The sequence below is a fragment of the Pseudomonas sp. H2_D02 genome, assembly GCF_054677635.1.
On sequence record NZ_CP162816.1, the window covers coordinates 4,358,371 to 4,378,289 of the forward strand.

At 63.6% G+C, this 19,919-nt stretch carries 18 protein-coding genes; 11 read left to right on the plus strand and 7 right to left on the minus strand.

The window, feature by feature from the left end; genetic code table 11:
* Nucleotides 1-74 precede the first annotated feature (74 nt).
* The 11 genes from AB4N42_RS19865 to AB4N42_RS19915 all read left to right on the plus strand — a co-directional run bounded on the left by AB4N42_RS19865 (nt 75) and on the right by AB4N42_RS19915 (nt 15,288).
* The gene (locus AB4N42_RS19865; protein ID WP_030142592.1) at nt 75-1,373 is read left to right on the plus strand and encodes an MFS transporter; all 1,299 of its coding nucleotides are present in this window, start codon (nt 75-77) and stop codon (nt 1,371-1,373) included.
* A 13-nt stretch (nt 1,374-1,386) separates the two neighbouring features.
* Nucleotides 1,387-2,364 (plus strand): 2-hydroxyacid dehydrogenase, encoded by a 978-nt coding sequence (locus AB4N42_RS19870; RefSeq protein ID WP_030142593.1) that lies wholly within the window; start codon nt 1,387-1,389, stop codon nt 2,362-2,364.
* 317 nt (nt 2,365-2,681) lie between these two features.
* A complete protein-coding gene (locus tag AB4N42_RS19875) occupies nt 2,682-3,641 on the plus strand; it encodes an AAA family ATPase (RefSeq protein ID WP_030142594.1) in 960 nt (319 codons plus the stop codon).
* A gap of 9 nt (nt 3,642-3,650) precedes the next feature.
* The gene (locus AB4N42_RS19880) at nt 3,651-4,595 is read left to right on the plus strand and encodes a DUF58 domain-containing protein (RefSeq protein WP_030142595.1); all 945 of its coding nucleotides are present in this window, start codon (nt 3,651-3,653) and stop codon (nt 4,593-4,595) included.
* Nucleotides 4,592-5,086 (plus strand): DUF4381 domain-containing protein, encoded by a 495-nt coding sequence (locus tag AB4N42_RS19885; protein WP_030142596.1) that lies wholly within the window; start codon nt 4,592-4,594, stop codon nt 5,084-5,086. Before AB4N42_RS19880 ends, AB4N42_RS19885 begins: the two co-directional genes overlap by 4 nt.
* Complete coding sequence (locus AB4N42_RS19890) at nt 5,079-6,158, plus strand: vWA domain-containing protein (RefSeq protein WP_198798284.1); 1,080 nt, start codon at nt 5,079-5,081, stop codon at nt 6,156-6,158. Before AB4N42_RS19885 ends, AB4N42_RS19890 begins: the two co-directional genes overlap by 8 nt.
* A complete protein-coding gene (locus tag AB4N42_RS19895; protein ID WP_460115203.1) occupies nt 6,155-7,888 on the plus strand; it encodes a vWA domain-containing protein in 1,734 nt (577 codons plus the stop codon). The genes AB4N42_RS19890 and AB4N42_RS19895 overlap by 4 nt, the downstream gene beginning before the upstream one ends.
* The gene (locus tag AB4N42_RS19900) at nt 7,885-9,522 is read left to right on the plus strand and encodes a BatD family protein (RefSeq protein ID WP_217861770.1); all 1,638 of its coding nucleotides are present in this window, start codon (nt 7,885-7,887) and stop codon (nt 9,520-9,522) included. The genes AB4N42_RS19895 and AB4N42_RS19900 overlap by 4 nt, the downstream gene beginning before the upstream one ends.
* A gap of 284 nt (nt 9,523-9,806) precedes the next feature.
* Nucleotides 9,807-11,051 carry an exonuclease SbcCD subunit D C-terminal domain-containing protein gene (locus AB4N42_RS19905; RefSeq protein ID WP_198798281.1) on the plus strand — a complete coding sequence of 415 codons (1,245 nt, stop codon included), beginning with the start codon at nt 9,807-9,809 and terminating at the stop codon, nt 11,049-11,051.
* The gene (locus AB4N42_RS19910; RefSeq protein ID WP_460115204.1) at nt 11,048-14,689 is read left to right on the plus strand and encodes an AAA family ATPase; all 3,642 of its coding nucleotides are present in this window, start codon (nt 11,048-11,050) and stop codon (nt 14,687-14,689) included. The genes AB4N42_RS19905 and AB4N42_RS19910 overlap by 4 nt, the downstream gene beginning before the upstream one ends.
* Nucleotides 14,686-15,288, plus strand: a complete 603-nt coding sequence (locus tag AB4N42_RS19915; RefSeq protein WP_217861768.1) for a glutathione S-transferase — start codon at nt 14,686-14,688, stop codon at nt 15,286-15,288. Before AB4N42_RS19910 ends, AB4N42_RS19915 begins: the two co-directional genes overlap by 4 nt.
* A gap of 144 nt (nt 15,289-15,432) precedes the next feature.
* Here the strand turns inward: AB4N42_RS19915 and AB4N42_RS19920 are convergent, their stop codons facing one another.
* The 7 genes from AB4N42_RS19920 to AB4N42_RS19950 form a co-directional block, all read right to left on the minus strand.
* Nucleotides 15,433-15,690, minus strand: a complete 258-nt coding sequence (locus AB4N42_RS19920; RefSeq protein WP_181290498.1) for a hypothetical protein — start codon at nt 15,688-15,690, stop codon at nt 15,433-15,435.
* On the minus strand, nt 15,687-15,890 hold the full coding sequence (locus tag AB4N42_RS19925; RefSeq protein WP_030142604.1) for a hypothetical protein: 204 nt from the start codon (nt 15,888-15,890) through the stop codon (nt 15,687-15,689). Before AB4N42_RS19925 ends, AB4N42_RS19920 begins: the two co-directional genes overlap by 4 nt.
* A gap of 114 nt (nt 15,891-16,004) precedes the next feature.
* On the minus strand, nt 16,005-16,130 hold the full coding sequence (locus AB4N42_RS19930) for a hypothetical protein (protein WP_256207078.1): 126 nt from the start codon (nt 16,128-16,130) through the stop codon (nt 16,005-16,007).
* A gap of 172 nt (nt 16,131-16,302) precedes the next feature.
* Nucleotides 16,303-16,482, minus strand: a complete 180-nt coding sequence (locus AB4N42_RS19935; RefSeq protein WP_030142605.1) for a hypothetical protein — start codon at nt 16,480-16,482, stop codon at nt 16,303-16,305.
* A 156-nt stretch (nt 16,483-16,638) separates the two neighbouring features.
* Nucleotides 16,639-17,814: a lactonase family protein gene (locus AB4N42_RS19940; protein ID WP_431145624.1), complete on the minus strand. Its 1,176-nt coding sequence runs from the start codon at nt 17,812-17,814 to the stop codon at nt 16,639-16,641.
* The gene (locus AB4N42_RS19945; RefSeq protein ID WP_258650662.1) at nt 17,801-18,097 is read right to left on the minus strand and encodes a DUF5629 family protein; all 297 of its coding nucleotides are present in this window, start codon (nt 18,095-18,097) and stop codon (nt 17,801-17,803) included. The genes AB4N42_RS19940 and AB4N42_RS19945 overlap by 14 nt, the downstream gene beginning before the upstream one ends.
* 231 nt (nt 18,098-18,328) lie before the next feature.
* Nucleotides 18,329-19,909, minus strand: a complete 1,581-nt coding sequence (locus tag AB4N42_RS19950; RefSeq protein WP_198798277.1) for an aldehyde dehydrogenase (NADP(+)) — start codon at nt 19,907-19,909, stop codon at nt 18,329-18,331.
* Nucleotides 19,910-19,919 lie beyond the last annotated feature (10 nt).

Sequence of the window (19,919 nt, forward strand, 5' to 3'; positions counted from 1 at the left end):
CGAGCCTGCTCGCGAATGAAGCCACCGCAAAACGCACCTGCTGAACAAAAACAACAAGCTCAGGAGTCAACGACATGCAAACGCTCAACCTCGCCACCCGCCGCTGGTGGTACATCATGCCCATCGTGTTCATCACCTACAGCCTGGCCTACCTCGACCGGGCCAACTATGGCTTTGCCGCCGCGTCGGGCATGGCCGAGGACCTGATGATTACCCCAGGGCTGTCATCGCTGCTCGGCGCGCTGTTTTTCCTCGGCTACTTTTTCTTCCAGGTACCCGGGGCGATCTACGCGCAGAAGCACAGCGTGAAGAAGCTGATCTTCGTCAGCCTGATCCTCTGGGGCTCGCTGGCGACCCTCACCGGCGTGGTCTCCAACGCGTATTGGCTGATCGTGATCCGCTTCATGCTCGGCGTGGTGGAAGCCGCCGTCATGCCGGCGATGCTGGTCTATTTGTGCCATTGGTTCACCCGGGCCGAACGCTCGCGCGCCAACACCTTCCTGATCCTCGGCAACCCGGTGACCATGCTGTGGATGTCGGTGGTCTCGGGCTATCTGGTGCAGCAATTCGACTGGCGTTGGATGTTCATCATTGAAGGCCTGCCGGCGGTGCTCTGGGCCTTCGTCTGGTGGCGCCTGGCCGATGATCGCCCGGCCCAGGCCAAGTGGCTCAGCGAACAGGAAAAACAAGACTTGGAAAGCGCCCTGGCCGCCGAGCAGGTGGGCATCAAGGCGGTGAAGAACTACGCCGAGGCCTTTCGCTCACCCAAAGTGATCATCCTTGCCCTGCAATTCTTCTGCTGGAGCATCGGCGTCTATGGGTTTGTGCTCTGGTTGCCGTCGATCCTCAAGGCCGGCTTGAAGATGAGCATGGTCGAAGCCGGGTGGCTGTCATCGCTGCCTTATCTGGCGGCGGTGGTGGCCATGCTGATCGTGTCCTGGGCGTCGGACAAGGTGCAGAAACGCAAGCGCTTTGTCTGGCCACCGCTGCTGGTCGCATCCATCGCGTTCTACGCCTCCTACCTGCTCGGGGCTGAGCATTTCTGGTGGTCCTATGCCTTGCTAGTGATCGCCGGAGCCTGCATGTATGCACCCTACGGTCCGTTTTTCGCCATCGTTCCGGAGATCCTCCCGGCCAACGTCGCCGGTGGCGCCATGGCCCTGATCAACAGCATGGGCGCACTGGGTTCGTTCGGCGGCTCGTACCTGGTGGGCTACCTCAACGGCTCCACTGGCTCCACCGGCATGTCCTTCTTGTTGATGAGCGGCGCCTTGCTGCTGTCGGTGGTACTGACCCTCGCCCTCAAGCCCGGCGCCAGCGACCGGGTCGTGTCCAAAACCGTGACGCCGCACCCGGCGCCTGCCCGTTCCTGAATCGAGAAATCCCATGAAAAAGCACGTGGTGTTGTACAAGAAACTCTCAGCGCAACTGATGGATCGCCTGCAGGCCCAGGCCCAAGTCACCCTCATCGAACGCCTCGACGCCCCGGGCCTGGCGCAACTGCGCGACGCCCTGCCCAGCGCCCACGCCTTATTGGGCGCAAGCCTGAAGCTGGATGCGTCGTTGCTTGATCTGGCGCCGAATCTCGAGGCCATCGCCAGCGTTTCGGTCGGCGTCGACAATTACGATATCGATTACCTGACCGAACGCCGGATCCTGCTCACCAATACGCCGGATGTGCTGACCGAAACCACCGCCGACACCGGGTTCGCCTTGATCCTGGCAACGGCGCGACGCGTGGTGGAACTGGCCAACCTGGTTCGTGCAGGCGGGTGGCAACAAAGCATCGGCCCGCGGCATTTCGGTAGCGACGTCCATGGCAAGACCCTGGGCATCGTCGGCATGGGCCGCATCGGCGAAGCCTTGGCCCAACGCGGACACTTCGGCTTCGGCATGCCGGTGCTCTATCACAGTCATTCGCCCAAGCCTCCAGTGGAGCAGCGTTTCGGGGCGCGCTATTGCGACCTCGACACGCTGTTGCAACAAGCGGATTTCATATGCCTGACCTTGCCCTTGACCGCCGAGACCGAAGGCCTGATCGATGCACGCGCGTTCGCCCAGATGCGCCCTGAAAGCATCTTCATCAATATCTCCCGGGGCAAGGTCGTGGACGAAACGGCAATGATCGACGCCTTGCGCCACGGGCAGATCCGTGGCGCCGGGCTGGACGTTTTCGAGCACGAGCCTCTGGACCCGGATTCGCCACTGTTGCAGATGGATAACGTAGTGGCGACGCCGCACATGGGCTCGGCTACCCACGAGACCCGGGAGGCAATGGCGCGTTGTGCGGTGGAGAACCTGCTGGCGGCGTTGGCGGGTGAAAGGCCAGCGAACCTGGTCAATCCGGGGGTTTGGAAAGGCTGAGTCACTCGGCCCCGCCCGATTGCCATCGCGAGCAGGCTCGCTCCCACAGTGGGACTGCGGCGTGCCTGGATCCTGGTTCCGCCACTCATCTCCTGTGGGAACGGGCTTGCTCGCGAAGGCGTAGTGTCAGGCAACATTTTCGTCGATGGACACACCGCCTTCGCGAGCAAGCCCGCTTCCACAGATCCAAGCCGATCACAAATCCGCACCCCCATCAAAATCCCGTTAGTCGCCACCCCCTGCCATGCATTAAAGTAACGCCCCCAGCCCCGGCGTTATCCGAACGCCGGGGCCACCCTTTCCAGGAACAGTCATCGATGGAACATCGTGAAGCGCTGCTGGCGCTGCGAACCTTTCTTTCTACGCAGATTCTCGGCCAGGAAAAACTCATCGAGCGCCTGCTCATCGCCCTGCTCGCCGACGGGCATATGTTGGTGGAAGGTGCGCCGGGCCTGGCCAAGACCAAGGCGATCAAGGAGCTGGCCGAAGGGATCGAAGCGCAGTTCCATCGCATTCAGTTCACACCCGACCTATTGCCTGCCGACATCACCGGCACCGAGATCTATCGTCCGGAAACCGGCAGTTTCGTGTTCCAGCAGGGGCCGATTTTCCACAACCTGGTGCTGGCGGACGAAATCAACCGGGCACCGGCCAAGGTCCAGTCGGCCTTGCTCGAAGCCATGGCCGAGCGGCAGGTCAGCGTCGGGCGCAGCACTTATGAACTGTCGCCGCTGTTCCTGGTGATGGCCACGCAGAACCCGATCGAGCAGGAAGGCACGTATCCATTGCCCGAAGCCCAACTCGACCGGTTCCTGATGCACGTGAAGATTGGCTTCCCGGACGCCGCGGTGGAGCGCCGTATCCTGCAGCAGGCCCGGGGTGAAGCGCTGAATGGTGAAACCAAGCCCGAGCGTCGTGTCAGCCAGCAGGCGATTTTTGCCGCGCGCAAGGAAATCCTCGGGTTGTACATGGCCGACGCCGTGGAGGAGTACCTGGTGCAACTGATCATGGCCACTCGCAACCCGGCCAAGTTCGATCCGGAGATGGCCGAGTGGATTGCCTATGGCGCCAGCCCGCGGGGCTCGATTGCCCTGGATCGCTGCGCCCGCGCCCACGCCTGGCTGGCCGGGCGCGACTTCGTCAGCCCGGAAGACATCCAGGCCGTGCTGTTCGACGTACTGCGCCATCGCATCATCCTGTCGTTCGAAGCCGAAGCCGCCGGCATTGACCAGGACCGGGTCGTGCAGCGGATTCTCGACGTCGTCGCCGTCGCTTGAGTATCCATCATGAATAACCCACTCGCGCCCGTCCCGGGCATCCGCGTCAGCCTTTCGGAGCTGATCGAGATGCGCCATCGCGTGCGCGAAGTGCAGTTGTTTTCCACGCCCGGCCAGCGCAGCCCGCTGATCGGCCTGCACCATTCCAAGCTGCGCGGGCGCGGGGTGGATTTCGACCAGGTGCGGATCTACCAGGCCGGCGACGATGTGCGCACCATCGACTGGCGCGTCACCGCACGGACCCAGGAACCTCACACGAAACTGTTCCACGAAGAGCGCGAGCGGCCGATCTTCATCATGATCGAGCAGAGCCATCGCCTGTTCTTCGGTTCCGGGCTGATCTTCAAGTCGGTGCTCGCCGCCCAGGCCGCGAGCCTTATCGGCTGGGCCGCGCTGGGGCACAACGACCGGGTTGGCGGTTTGGTGTTCGGCAATAACACCCACTACGAAGTCAAGCCACGGCGCAGCAAACAAAGCCTGCTGCAGTTGCTCAACCGCCTGGTGCGCGTCAATCAATCGCTGCACACCGACGGCGAGTCGGACCGCGACTCGTTTGGCGTGGCCTTGCGCCGCGCCCGGGAGGTGCTGCGCCCTGGCAGCCTGGCGATCGTGATTTGCGACGAGCGCGCCTTGTCCGACAGCGCGGAACAACAACTGAGTTTGCTGTCGCGCCATTGCGACCTGTTGCTGTTGCCATTGTCCGACCCATTGGACCACGCCCTGCCCGCCGCCGGATTGCTGCGTTTTGCCCAGCGCGGCGAACAGCTGGAGCTCGACACCTTGAACGTCGAGTTGCGCCAGACCTACCGCGCCCAGGCCGAGGCACGGCTGGAGCGCTGGGAGATGCTGGCCCAGAAGCTGCGGATCCTGATGCTGCCCTTGAGCACCCAGGGCGACATGGTCGAACAGCTGCGCGAATACCTGAACCCCAAGCGGCCGGGGAAAACCCGATGAGCAGCCTCGACCAGTTGCAACCGCTCATGGCCCCGCCGCCCATCGGATTCTGGCCGCCCGCGCCGGGCTGGTGGCTATTGCTGGTATTGCTGCCTCTGCTGGGCGTGGGTGCCTGGCAGTTGCGCCGGTTCATTCCGGTCAAGCGCAACACCGCCCGCGCCGAACAGCCGCTGGACCCGGTCCGCCTGGCGGCGTTGGCCGAGCTCGCCCTGCTGCCCAAGCCCTACGACGGCGCGCCGGCCGGCGCCTGGCTGCAGCAACTCAACGGGCTGCTCAAGCGTTTGTGCCGTAACCATTATCCTTACAGCCAGAGCCACACCCTCAACGGGCGCAAGTGGCTGGCGTTCCTGGACAACCGCTGCCCGGCCGCCGGCCTGACTCGCTGGATGATCCTGGTTGAAGGCGCCTACAAGCCCGAATGCAAGCTCGATGACAAAGCCATCGCCGGCCTGACCCAAGCCGTCGAGATATGGATTCGCAAACATGTTTGAATTCGCCTGGCCGTGGATCTTTGTCCTGTTGCCGTTGCCCTGGCTGATGCGCCTGGTATTGCCGGCGGCGGACAGCGGCGAGCCGGCACTCAAGGTCAGTTTCCTGGAAGACCTCGAAGGACTCGTGGGGCGTCGCGCCCGGGCCAACCTGCCCACCTGGCGCCAACAGGCACCCTTCATCCTGCTCTGGCTGCTGCTGTTGATCGCTGCCGCCCGTCCGCAGTGGCTGGGCGAGCCGTTGCCGATTGCCGCAAGCGGCCGCGACTTGCTGGTCGCCGTGGACGTTTCCGGGTCCATGGATTTTCCTGACATGCAGTGGAAGGAAGAAGACATCAGCCGCCTGGGGCTGGTCCAGCGCATGCTCGGGGACTTTCTGGAAAGCCGCGAAGGCGACCGGGTCGGCCTGATCCTGTTTGGCAGCCAGGCGTATCTGCAGGCACCGTTGACCTTCGACCGTCATACCGTGCGGCGCTGGCTCGATGAGGCGCGCGTCGGCATCGCCGGCAAGAACACCGCCATCGGCGATGCCATCGGCCTGGCGCTCAAACGCCTGCGCCAGCGTCCGGCCCAGAGCCGCGTGCTGATCCTGGTCACGGATGGCGCCAACAACGGCGGTGAAATCGATCCCCTGACTGCCGCCCGGCTGGCCGCCGATGAAAGCGTGAAAATCTACACGATCGGCGTAGGCGCCGATCCGGAGCAAAGCGGCACGGCGGGCTTTTTGGGAGTCAACCCGAGCCTGGATCTCGACGAAGCGACCCTCAGGGAAATCGCCCAGGTCACCGGCGGCCAGTATTTCCGTGCCCAGGACGGTGAGCAGTTGCTGACGATCAAGACCACCCTCGACCGACTCGAGCCGGTGACCCAACAACCGACCCAGGCCCGTCCGGCCCAGGCGCTCTATCATTGGCCGCTGGCGATCGCGCTGCTGCTGAGCCTGTTGCTGGTGGCCCGGGAACGCTGGCCGGATAACCCGTTGCAGCGCCTGTTCACCCAGCCCTTGTTCCAGCCGTCGCAACCGTCCGAATGGCGGCAGCGGCTCAAGCGCCTGCGGTTGCGGAGGCGCCGATGATCGCGCTCTGGCCGCATTGGCTGCGCCCCGGTTTCATCCTGCTGCTGCCCTTGCTGGGCTGGCTGCTTTGGCAATTGTGGCACCGTCAGAAACGCGTGGGCCGCTGGCAGATGATCCTGCCTCCGGCGTTTCACGCAGTGCTGCTCAGCGGCGGCAGCGGCCGTGAAAGCAAGCTGCCCTGGATTGCCCTCGGGCTGGGCTGGCTGCTGATGGTGCTGGCGTTGCTGGGCCCCAGTTGGACGCGCGTCGAACAGACCAGCCAGAAACCTGCCGATCCGCTGGTGGTCATCCTCGAGCTGACCCCGGAGATGCTCGCCACCGACGTCCCGCCCACGCGCCTGGAACAGGCGCGGCGCAAACTGCTGGACGTGCTGCATAGCCGCAGCGACGCGCAGACCGCGATCGTCGTCTACTCAGGCAGTGCGCACACCCTGGTCCCGCTGTCGGACGACCTCGCCACCAGCGCCAACCTGCTCGAAGCCCTGAAACCGTCGATCATGCCCCAAGCCGGCCACCGCGCCGACCTGGCCGTCAACAAGGCCATGACGCTGCTGGACCAGGCCGGGCTTGGCCACGGACGAATCCTGCTGATCGGTTCCTCCCTGAACGAGGAGGAACGGCAAGGCATTCGCCAGGTTCTGGACGGCTCCGCCACACGCCTGCTGATGCTCGGCATCGGTACCCGGGAAGGCGCACCAGTGGCCCAGGATGACGGCAGTTACCTGAAGGATGAAAAGGGCGCGATCCTGGTTCCGCGCCTGGACAGCCCGGGCCTCAAGTCCTTCGTCAGTGAGCTGGACGGCCGCTACCGTCCGGCACGCCTGGACGACCGGGACCTGCGCGGCCTGGGCCTGCTGGAGGGACCGCGACACCTGCGCAGCGATGGCCAGAAACTACGCCTGGACACCTGGGCCGACCAGGGTTATTGGCTGCTGTTGCCGTTGTTGCTGCTGGCAGCGTGCGCCGGGCGGCGCGGTTGGCTTTTCTGCCTGCCATTGCTGTTGGCATTGCCCCAGACCGGCCATGCCTTCGAGTTCGAGGATTTATGGTTGCGCCCGGACCAACAGGGCCAACACCTGCTCAAGCAAAAGCGCCCGGCCGAGGCCGCCGCGCATTTCGAGGACAGCCAATGGCAGGGGGTCGCCCTGTACGAAGCCGGCCGGTACAGCGAAGCCGCCCAGCGCTTTGCCGAAGGCAACGACGCCCGCGCCCATTACAATCGCGGTAACGCCCTGGCCCGCAGCGGCGAGCTGGACGCCGCGATCGACGCCTATGAGCAGGCCCTGGAACTGCAACCGGACCTGCGTCCGGCGCAGACCAACAAGGCCCTGGTGGAAAGCTTGCTGCAAGAACAAGCTCCGCCAGCGGCCCCACCCAAACCTGCCGAAACCCCGGAACCGCCCCCCAGCGAGGAACCACAGGAGACCGACAGGCCGAGCCAATCGTCCGAGCAGGGCCATCCCTCCTCCGAAGCGACCGCCACCCCGGACGACGCCCAGCCGACCGAGGATCCTCCGCCCGTTGCCCAGGATGTGCCGGGCAGCGAATTGCCCGACGAGCAGACCACCACCCCGCCGCTTCGCCCGGCCACGGGTCAACGCAACGAAGAAGAACAACGCCAGGCGCTGGAACAATGGCTGCGCCAGATCCCGGACAACCCGGGCGAACTGCTTCGACGAAAATTCTGGTATGAACAGCAAAGCCATCAGGCCCAGGGAAAACACCCATGACCCGCTTCACCGCCTACCTCCTCGCCTTGCTGCTCTGGACCGCCGGGGCCCAAGCCGCGCAGTTGACTGCCAGCGTGGATCGCAGCCGGTTGAACTCCGGGGAGACCGTCGAGCTGACGCTGGAATCCAACGATGCCACGCTGTTCGGCAAACCCGACCTGAGCCCGCTGCAGGCGCTGTTCGATGTCCGGGGCACCCGCCAGGTCAACCAATTGACCACCCTCGACGGCGAGAATCGCGCCACCACGCGCTGGATCGTGACGCTGCTGCCGCGCCAGAGCGGCACCGTGGTCATTCCCGCCCTGCAATTGGGCGAAGTGACCAGCCAGCCGATCACATTGCAGGTGATCGAGAGCGAAACCCGCAACGCCTCCGGCACCCTCGAACCGGTGTTCATCGAGGCCAGCCTCGACCAGGCCGAAGTGTACGTACAGGCCCAGGCGATCCTGACCTTGCGCATCTACCATTCGGTGTCGCTGTACGACGACAGCAGCCTGACACCGCTCCATATCCCGGATGCTCGCACCGAGCAACTGGGCGAATCCCGCACCTATGAAAAAGTCATCAACGACGTGCGCCACGGCGTGATCGAACTGCGTTATGGCATCTACCCGCAACGCAGCGGCGAACTGGCGATCCCGGCCCAGACCTTCAGCGCCACCCTGGTCGAGCCGGTGGCCCAGGGTACCGCATCGCAGGGGGCCAAGCCCGGCCAGCTGATGCGTGTGAGTTCCACGCAACTGATGCTGACCGTCAAGCCAAAGCCCGCCAGCTACCCGGCCGACCTCCCCTGGCTTCCGGCCCGCAGCCTTTCCTTGAGCGAAAGCTGGAGCCCGGAACCGACCCATAGCCAGGTCGGCGACTCGTTGACCCGCAGCCTGACCCTGGAAGCCGAAGGCTTGACCAGCGCCCAGTTGCCGCCGCTGCCAGCGACTGAAATCAACGGCCTGCGGCGTTACCCCGACCAACCGGTGCTCAGCAGCCGCAGCAGCGAACGTGGCCTGGTGGGCAGCCGTGAAGACCGCGAAGCCCTGGTGCCCAACCGCAGCGGCACCATCGAGCTGCCGCCGGTGGAAGTGGTCTGGTGGAACACCCTGGAAGATCACCTGGACCGCACCAGCCTGCCCGCGCGGACCCTGCAAGTGGCGAACAACCCGAGCCTGATGGTCGACACCCCGGCGGGCACGACCCAGATCGTCACGACCGTTGACAGCGAGGCGCTGTGGTACTGGCAATTGAGCACGCTCATCCTCGCCTGTACCACACTGCTCGGTTTCGGCCTGTGGTGGCGGGCCCGCTGGCAACCGGCGGTGCTGCGCTCGACCCAGGCCGGGCCTAGCCCGCGCACGTTGCTGGACGACCTCAAGCGGGCCTGCCTGGCCAACGACCCGCACGCCACTCGCCAGGCACTGGACGCCTGGGCCCGGCAGCAGCCGGAGACCCTCGCGGACATGGCCGCGCGTTTCGTGCCGTTGTCCGACGCCCTCGACGGCTTGAACGGCGCCCTCTACAGCGAGACCGGCCAGCACTGGCAAGGCGAGGATTTGTGGCGGGCCATCCGCACCATTCCGCCGCTTGAAGGAACGCTGGACGGCGCCAGTGATTCGAGCTTGCCGCCGCTTTATCCCAAATAGCCGGTGTAGCAGCGGCTTCATGTGGCGAGGGGATTTATCCCCGCTGGAGTGCGCAGCACTCCCAAGCCAGGCAACTCGGAGTGCCAGATAGATTGAGTCGCTGCTATTGGGGCTGCTTCGCAACCCAGCGGGGCGGTGCGACGTTTCGCTAAATCCCCTCGCCACAAGAGCCGCGCCGGTCCATTCGACAAAGTTGAGCAGCCCCTCCCCTGCGTTTCCCAGTAAACTCTGCATTTTTGCGCCGCCTCTCTTCCCGCGGCCACCGTCTGTTTCTGGAGTCTGCCTTGCGTCTGTTTCACACCTCCGACTGGCATCTGGGGCAAAACCTCCACGGCCAGGATCGCGACTTCGAGCACGCCTGTTTCCTTGACTGGCTGCTGCGTCAGCTGGCCAGCGAAAAACCCGACGTGCTGCTGATTGCCGGCGATATCTTCGACACGGTCAACCCGCCCGTCAAAGCCCAGGAGCGACTGTACGACTTCATCGTCAGTGCCCACGAACAAAACGCCAACCTGACCATCGTCATGATCGCCGGCAATCATGATTCCGGCTCTCGGATCGAACTGCCCGCGCCATTGATGCGCCGCTTGCGCACCCATGCCCTGGGCCGCGTCCTGTGGCTGGACGATGGACAACTGGACGTCGAGCGCCTGTTGCTGCCGTTGCCCGACGCCAAGGGCAAGGTCCGGGCCTGGTGCCTGGCCCTGCCGTTCCTGCGACCGGCCGAGGTCACGGGCGCACAACTGGGGGACGATTACTTGCGGGGCATCGGCCAGGTCCATGAATGGCTGATTGCCGCCGCCAATGCCAAGCGCAAGAAAGGCCAGGCACTGATCGCCATCAGCCATGCGCACATGGCGGGTGGCTCGGTGTCGGAGGACTCCGAGCGCAGCCTGATCATCGGCAATGCCGAAGCCCTGCCCGCCAGCCTGTTCGGCCCGAGCATCACGTATGTCGCCCTCGGTCACTTGCACAAGCCACAGAAGGTCAATAGGGAAACGCGCATTCGCTACAGCGGCTCGCCCATCCCGCTGTCGTTCTCGGAAATCGGCTATCAGCACCAGATCCTCGACATCACCCTGGACGGCGAGAAACTGCTGAACGTCGAGCCACGGCTGATCCCCCGCGCCGTCAACCTGCAACGCCTGGGCCCGGCGCCCCTGGCCGATGTCCTGGTGCAACTCAAGGACCTGCCCGATATTGACCTGCTGGCCGATGTCCAGCGCCAACCCTGGCTGGAGGTGCGGGTGCGCCTCGACGAGCCGCAACCCGACCTGCGTCAGCAAGTGGAAACGGCCCTGCAAGGCAAAGCCGTGCGGCTGGTGCGAATCGCCGCCGAGTACGCCGGCAGCGGCGCCACCGCAGGCGCCGAGGAAGGCGCCGCATTGATCGAACTGGATCAGCTCAGCCCGCAGGATTTGTTCAGCCGCGCCTGGCAGGACACCTACGGCAGTGAAGTGGACGAACAGACACTGAAGGATTTCGCCGTGCTCTTGCAGGATGTTCAGATGGAGATCGAACAGCCATGAAGATCCTCGCCATCCGCCTCAAGAACCTTGCGTCCCTGGCTGGGCCATTTGAAATCGATTTCACCGCCGAGCCGCTGGCCAGCGCCGGCCTGTTCGCCATCACCGGCCCCACGGGCGCGGGCAAGAGCACGCTGCTGGATGCCTTGTGCCTGGCGTTGTTCGGCGCGGTGCCGCGCCTGAACAACACCGGGCGGGACGCCAAGGTGCCGGACGCCGACGGTGAAATCGCCACGGGCGATCCGCGCACGCTGTTACGCCGTGGCACCGGCGACGGTTATGCCGAAGTGGATTTTCGCGGCATCGACGGTCGCCGCTACCGGGCCCGCTGGGAGGCCAATCGCGCCCGGGAAAAAGCCGCCGGCAAGCTGCAGGCCAGCCGCCAGAGCCTGCGGGATCTGGACAACGACCAGCTATTGGCCAGCCAGAAAGGCGAATACAAGGCTCAACTTGAAGCCGCCCTCGGCCTGAATTTCGAACAGTTCACCCGCGCCGTGCTGCTGGCACAGAGCGAGTTCAGTGCGTTTCTCAAGGCCGATGACAACGACCGCAGCGAACTGCTGGAAAAACTCACCGACACCGCCCTGTATACCCGCCTCGGCCGCCGCGCCTTCGACAAGGCCAAGCAGGCCAAGGAAACCCACAAGCAACTGCAGGACCAGGCCAGCGGCGTCACGCCCCTGGCTCCCGAGGCCCGCGCCGACCTGGACGAGCGCGTGAACCAGGCCCAGCAAGCACTCAAGACCCAACAGGCGCAGCTCAAGCAACTGGAGCAGCAACAAACCTGGTTGAAGGACCTGCGCCAGTTACAGGACGAACAGGCCAGCGCCGCCGAGCAACTGCAACAAGCCCAAGCCGATTGGGAAGCGCAGGCCGATGAACGCCTGAAGCTGGTCCGCCTGGAACAACTGGCGCCGCAGCGGCATCAGTTCATCCGGCAGGCGGAACTGGCCCGGCAGTTCGAGCCACTGGCGATCAAGATCCAGCAGCTGACCCAGCAGCAAGTCGAGTTGCATGAACAACAGGGCGAATTGGAAAAAGGCCTGGGCGTGGCGCAACTGGCACTGGTCGCGGCCCGCCAGCAGAGCACCGACAACGCGCCCCTGCTGCGCCAGGCGTTCGATGAACAAAGCAGCCTCGCTCGCCTGAACCAGGAAGCCGGCCAGCGCGCCGAGCAGCTGCAACAGGCCCAACTGGCTTGCACCGACGGCCAGCGTACCCTCGACTCCCTACTGGAACAGCAGCGACAGGTGGGCGAACGCCTGCAACGGATCGCCGCAGAACTGGAACAAAGCACCGGGCTCGCACCACTGAGCGATGCCTGGGGTGCCTATCGCGATCGCCTTCAACAATTGATGCTGATCGGCAATCGGCTGAACAAGGGCCAGGACGAACTGACGCTGCTGGAACACAATGCGGCGCGTGCCGCCGAGGACCTGGCAACCCGTCGCCAAGACCTAGAAGTGCTCTACAAGGAGGCCGACGCCGAACCGCAGGCGGTGGCCGAACAGATCCAGTTGCTCGGCAACCTCTTGCAGGACAACCGCAAGCAACTGCGCGCTGTCGAGGAACTGGCTCGGTTGTGGGCCAGCCAACAGGAACTGGACAAACGCCGCGCGGAACTTGAGCAACGCCAGCAGCGCGCCTTGCAGGAACGCGACCGACTGGTGCGCGAAGGCGGCGAAGCCAAGGCCGAGCTGACGATCGCCGAGCAGACCCTGACCGTGACCCGCGAACTGCTGGAGCGCCAGCGCCTGGCTCGCAGCGAAAGCGTCGAGCAACTGCGCGAACAACTGCAAGACAACCAGCCCTGCCCGGTGTGCGGCAGCGTCGAACATCCTTACCATCAACCCGAAGCACTGCTGCAGAGCCTCGGTCGCTTCGATGAAAGCGAACAGGCCAACGCCCGCAAAGCGGTGGACCTGCTCAACGAAAAAGTCATCGATCTCAGGGCGCAGTACAGCGGCGTCATCGCCCAGCTCAAGGAATTCAAGCAACAGCAGGAACAACTCGCCACCCAGCATCAGGGCCTGGCGCCAAGCCTTGAAGCCCACCCGCTGTCGGCGCAGATGTTGGCCCAGGATTCGCCCAAGCGCGACGCCTGGCTGGCCCAGCAAACCAGCCAACTGCAGCTGCGCATCAGCCAGGACGAACAACGCCAGGCCGCCCTGCTCACCCTGCAACAGGACGCCGCGCGGCTGACCCAGCAACTGCGCGATGCAGAGACAGCCAACCAACAAGCGTCGCAGCACCTGAGCAACCAGCAACAGGAAATGGCCCGGGATCGCCAGCGCCTGGACGAGGAGCTCGAGCACTTCAGCGCACTGTTGCCGGCCGACACCTTGCAGGCCCTGCGCAGCGAACCGGCCGCCACGTTCATGGCACTTGACCAACGGATCAGCCAGCGCCTCGCGCAATTGGAACAGCAACGCGAAGAACTCGCCGAGCAACTTCAGCGCCAGCAAGCCTTGGAGAAAGAGCAGGATCGCCAGCAGCTCCGCGTGCAGCAATTGGAATCGGCACAGCAGCAGTTCAATGCCCTGGCCGAACAGCAACAGGCCTGCCAGGAAAAACTCACACAACTGCTGGGCGAACACTCCAGCGCCGAACAATGGCAGCAGCAGCTCGACGTGGCGCTGGAACAGGCTCGTCAGGCCGAGGCCAGCGCCAATCAACAGTTGCAGGACCTGCGTAACAACCTCGTGCAACTGGCGGCCGAACTCAAGGCCCGGCAGGAACAGGCCCAGGCGCTGGAGGCCGAACAGCAAACGTTGGCCGCGGGCATCGCCCAATGGCGCGCCTCTCACTCGGAACTGGACGACGCGGCGCTCGACGCCCTGCTCAGCCTTGACGAGCAACAAGTGGCGCAGTTGCGACAACGCCTGCTCAACAGCGAAAAAGCCATCGAGCAGGCCCGCGTACTGCTCACCGAACGGGAGCTGCGCCTGCACAACCACCAGGCGCAAGACAACGGCAACCTGCCGGCCGAACAGTTGGCTGATGCCCTCGCCACGCTGCATGAGCAATTTACCGCCAGTGAACAACAGTGTGCGGACTTGCGCGCCGAGCAAGCCGAGGACCAGCGTCGACAGAACGCCAACCAGGCCCTCGCCCAGCAGATCGAGCAGGCCTACACCGAGTACCAGCGCTGGGCACGCCTGGATGCGCTGATCGGCTCAGCCACCGGCGACCGCTTCCGCAAACTGGCCCAGGCGTACAACCTCGATTTGCTGGTGCACCACGCCAACGCCCAGTTGCGGCAATTGGTTCGCCGCTACCGCCTCAAGCGCGGCGGCAGCATGCTCGGGCTGCTGGTGATGGACACCGAAATGGGTGACGAACTGCGCTCGGTGCATTCGTTGTCCGGCGGCGAAACCTTCCTCGTTTCCCTCGCCCTGGCGCTGGGCCTGGCGTCGATGGCGTCCAGCACGCTGAGAATCGAGTCGCTGTTCATCGACGAAGGTTTCGGCAGCCTCGACCCCGAGTCGCTGCAACTGGCGATGGACGCCCTCGATGGCTTGCAGGCCCAGGGCCGCAAGGTCGCGGTTATCTCCCACGTGCAGGAAATGCACGAGCGGATCCCGGTGCAGATTCAGGTGCGCCGCCAGGGCAACGGGTTGAGCACGGTGGAGGTGAAATGAGCCAAGCCACGCTGTATTCCTTCCGCCGCTGCCCCTACGCCATGCGCGCTCGGATGGCGTTGCGCTACAGCGCTATCGCGCTGGACATCGTCGAAGTCAGCCTCAAGGCCAAGCCAGCCGAAATGCTAGCGCTGTCGAGCAAGGGTACGGTGCCGGTGTTGCACGTCGACGGGCGAGTCATCGATGAAAGTCTTGAGATCATGCGCTGGGCACTCGACCAGCGTGATCCGCAGGATTGGAGGCTGGCGGACGACCCCGAGGGCCAGCGGCTTACGGCGGAGCTGATCGAGGAAAACGACCAGGTATTCAAGCTTCACCTTAACCGCTACAAATACCCGGAACGTCATCCCGAACAGCCGATGGAACACTATCGAAGTGAAGGCGAAGCGTTTCTGCGCAAGCTGGAAGAACGGCTGCAAGCGCGACCGTTCCTGGTGGCGGCGCACCTGAGCCTGGCGGACGTCGCAGTACTGCCGTTCGTGCGCCAGTTTGCCCATGTCGATCGCCAGTGGTTTGCCCAGGCGCCCTACCCTCGGCTACAGGACTGGCTGGAGGGTTTGCTCGATTCCGAGCTGTTCGTGGCGATCATGGCCAAATAGATATTGATCCAGCGCGCGTGCTTTTGTGGCGAGGGAGCTTGCTCCCGCTCGGCTGCGCAGCAGACGCTTTGGATATAGCCCGAATGGGCCTGCTGCGCAGGCCAGCGGGAGCAAGGTCCCTCGCCACACAGCTCGACAACCTGTTCAAGCCTCGGCGCTGCACATGCGCACTCTGGCGCAATCAATTTGAAACGGCCCAAACACCGCCACCCTTGGCTTGACCGGCGGATTCCCCACCAACACGCCCAATGCCCGGGCGGTGAGGATGTTATGGGCGATGTTGTGGTTGCACTCGATCGTCCGCGCCAACGACCCCGCCGACGCCTGCCCCATTCCGAGTAAGGAAAAACCATTGGTGATGAATGCCAGGAAGGCGATCACCCAGAATTTGCACCTGCTCATGCCCCAGCGGCTCCTTTCACTGCGCCCTGTTCAACAGCGACAGCGGAGACTGGATGATGACCAAGGGTGGAAGCCTGCAGGGAGGTCTCAACGATACCCTCATACTGGGCTCCAACACTGACCAGCAGCACCAACGCCACATAGAAACCAATGGCTATATAGGCGCCGTGTTTGGCAGAAGACAGGATTGCGCTGGCCATGGGGTTCTCCGTGGGCATGTTTGAATGCCCACAGGATCAATCAAATAAACCGTTATGAGTAGCGACTAGTATGCATAGTCACCATCAGTTTTATTGATTGATAGAAAGTCCCCTTCAGTCGCTCAGCAAGCTCAACAACCGCTCCCGAGCCACTTCCAGTTCGCCGGGAACGGGCTGGGCGGCCGAGACAATCGGGGTGGAATAAAGGAACAGCAACATCACTGCCAGACGCATCGCCATGGTGTCGATCCTTAGCGCAAAGGAGTCAATTAACTAGCGTCAAATTTAAACACATGGCCATGTGATATCACAACGGGATTTTCCTCCCAAACGCACGAAGCCTGCGATCTTGTCTCTCCCTGGAACTGCATGGGGAGATGAAAAGATCGCAGGCTTCAGTGGTCAGCGTGATTCAGTGTTGAGTCTTGTGGTCCAGCGCCGCGTAGAAGTTGGCGCTCTGTTGCAGGTATTTCTCGGTGTAGCTCTGGGTGCGGTTTTGCTTGTTGCTGATTTCGACGCTGGCACTGGCCGGCAATGCCACGGTGGCGGAGATGGCGGAAGCAGCGATAACGGAGAAGAGATTCAGGTTCATGGCGGTAGTCCTCGGATTCAGTTGGCTGATTTGCCCGGTGGGGCCGTGAAGCAAACTTACGCGTCGAGGCGTCTCGCCTTGAAATGCTTTGTAATACTAGCGACTATCAGCCGCGTTGATACAACGGCGAAGGCCCCGAGAATCGGGGCCTTGGCGTTATTGACGAACGAGGAATTTCAAATCGCTCGGCGCATCCATCGGCAACTTCTGGACGGTCTTGCCCAGCAGGCCGGTCTTTGGATCGCGCTCGATGACCACGATCTGGTTGCTCTTCTGATTGGCGACCAGGATGAATTTTTCGCTCGGATCGAGGCTGAACTCCCGGGGGTGATCACCCTCGACGGAGCGCCGTTGCAGCTCCTTCAGCGTGCCAGCAGTCGGGTCGATGGCGAACACCAGGAGCTCATTGGTGGTGCCACGATTGCTGACATAGAGAAACTTGCCATCCCGGGAGGCATGCAACGCTGCCGCCGCTTTACCCGACTGGGGTTTTCCGTCGGCCAGATTGACCAACTGGCGCTGGGTCAGGCGACCGTCCTGGTAATCGAATACGGCGACCTGGGCGGTCATTTCCATCGTCAGCCAGGCGTGCTTGCCGTCGCCACTGAACAACAGGTGACGCGGCCCGCTACCCGGCGGCAACTGCACGAACGGCGGTTCGGCTGGCGTCAGCGGCATTTCGGGGTTGGCCTTGGGGTCGTAGCGGTAGACAAACACCTTGTCCGCCCCCAAGTCATTGGCGAACACATACTTGCCATCGGGCGAAGGCACCGCCGAATGCACATGGCCGGACTTCTGCCGCTCGGAATTGACCCGACTCGGCTGATGGCCGCCCGCTTGCACCACCGGCGCCAGCTTGCCGTCCACGCCCACCGGCAGCACCACTAAAGTGCCGCCCGGGTTCTCCAGGACGGAATAATTACTCACCAGCAAATGCTGGCCGTCCAGGCTCAAGCTGGAATGGGTCGGCTCGTTGCCCAGGGACTGCACCTGGTTGATCAGGCTCAGCTCATGGGTCTTCGGATCGATGGCATAGCTGCTGACCTTGCCCACCGGGTCCTTCTGGCCCGGCCCGTTTTCGTTGACGACGAACAGCCGCGTCAGGTCCTTGGATAGGGTCAGCCAGGAGGGGTTGTCGGTCTTGATCACCTGCAACGGATTGGCATCGAGCTGGCCGGTGCGGCTGTCGAATTGCAATCGGTAGATGCCCTGGCTCTGCCCGGCGGTGTAGGAACCCACCAGCAATTGATGACGATCGCTGGTGTCGGCCTGGACGCCCATGGCGCCCACACTGCCGGCCATCAACAAGGGCCAGAAACTACGCATCTTCATGATCGGAGTCCTCATCGTCGTGGCCGCTGGTCGCTTCCACGCATTCCAGGTGGTGGTCGCCCGAATCGCTGGTGATGATCCAATGCTTCAGGGCTTTGTCGAAGGTCGCGGCCTGCATCTGCGTCGGCGTGAAACGCCAGTGTTCGAGGGTGCGACCGTTCATGCACTCGACGTGCAATTGGTCCTGCTCGTCGAGGGAGAAATCGAATGCGTGCAGCCCATCGATGATCAGCATGTCGCAGTGTTCGAGGGCTTGCAGCAGGGTGTCGGTCAGGGCAGTCATGGCGATCAGTCGGTCATTGGGAAAGCCAGCATGATAACCCAATGTCAGAGTGGGGCTTGGGCCATAAGGTTCGAAGGCACTTTCGATTGGAAGATCGCCATCGCGAGCAAGCTCGCTCCCACAATTGGATCTTCCGCGAACACAACTTTTGCATTCACAAAAAATCCCCTGTGGGAGCGAGCTTGCTCGCGATGACGGCAGTCCATCAACCTCAATGGAACTGCCTGACTCTCAAAGCGCCTCGCGCCCCGGCACCCCATCCACCAACCGCAGGATCCCCAGCGGGTTGGCGTTCTTCAGCGGTTCCGGCAACAGATTGTCCGGGTAGTTCTGGAAGCACACCGGACGCAGGAAGCGATCGATCGCCAGCGTGCCCACCGAGGTACCACGGGCATCGGACGTCGCTGGATAAGGGCCGCCATGGACCATCGAATCACACACCTCGACGCCGGTTGGGTAACCGTTGAGCAAGATACGACCGACTTTCTGTTCCAACAACGGTGTCAATTCGCCGAACTGTTCGAAGTCCGCCGGATCGCCAATCATCGTCGCGGTGAGTTGGCCGTGCAGGCCGTTCAGGGCAGCAGTCAGTTGCGCCTGGTCCGCCACTTCGACGAACACCGTGGTCGGGCCGAAGACTTCTTCCTGCAAGGCCTCGTCGCCGTTGATCAGCAGGCTGGCATCAGCCTTGAACAATTGCGGCTGGGCTTGATTGCCCTGTTGGTCGCGACCGGCCAGACGCTCGATGCCTGGGTGAGCCAGGAGTTTCTGCAAACCCTTGCCGTAGCTTTGCAGCGTACCGGCGTTGAGCATGGTCTGCGGCGCCTGGTCGCCGATCAGCGTAGCCACCTGCTGGGTGAAAGCGGTGAACTCCGGCGAGCGAATGCCAATCACCAGGCCTGGGTTGGTGCAGAACTGACCGCAACCCTGCACCACCGAAGCGGTCAGGTCACGGGCAACGCTCTCGGCACGGTTCTTCAAGGCCTGTGGCAAAACGATCACCGGGTTGATGCTCGACATTTCGGCAAACACTGGGATCGGCTGGGGCCGCGCGGCGGCCATATCGCACAGGGCGCGCCCGCCCTTGAGGGAGCCGGTAAAACCGACGGCCTGGATCGCCGGATGCTTGACCAGCCATTCGCCGACGCCACCGCCGTAGATCATGTTGAACACACCCGCAGGCATCGAAGTTTTCTCTGCCGCGCGGATGATCGCATCGGCCACGTGCTCGGCGGTTGCCATGTGGCCGCTGTGGGCCTTGAAGACTACCGGGCAACCGGCGGCCAACGCGGCGGCGGTATCACCGCCGGCAGTGGAAAATGCCAGCGGGAAGTTGCTCGCACCGAACACCGCCACCGGGCCGAGGCCGATGCGGTATTGACGCAGGTCCGGGCGCGGCAGCGGCGTGCGCTCCGGCAAGGCGCGGTCGATGCGCGCGCCGTAGAAGTCGCCACGACGCAGGACCTTGGCAAACAGGCGCATCTGCCCGCTGGTGCGACCGCGCTCGCCCTGGATCCGGGCGGCTGGCAAGGCGGTTTCGCGGCAGACCACGGCGACGAACTCATCGCCCAGGGCGTCCAGTTCATCGGCGATGGCGTCGAGGAACTCGGCCCGACGCGCCGCACTCAGGCTGCGATACGTCGGATAAGCCGCCGCAGCGGCCTTGGCGGCGGCGTCGACTTCTTGTGCCGTGGCCTGGACGAAATCATGGGGCAATGCCTCGCCGGTGCTGGCGTCGACGCTCTGCAGGCGAGTCTGGCCGGCCGCGCTGCGCGCCCCGCCGATGTAGTTGTGGCCAAGGATCTGGTTCATCGCAAGTCTC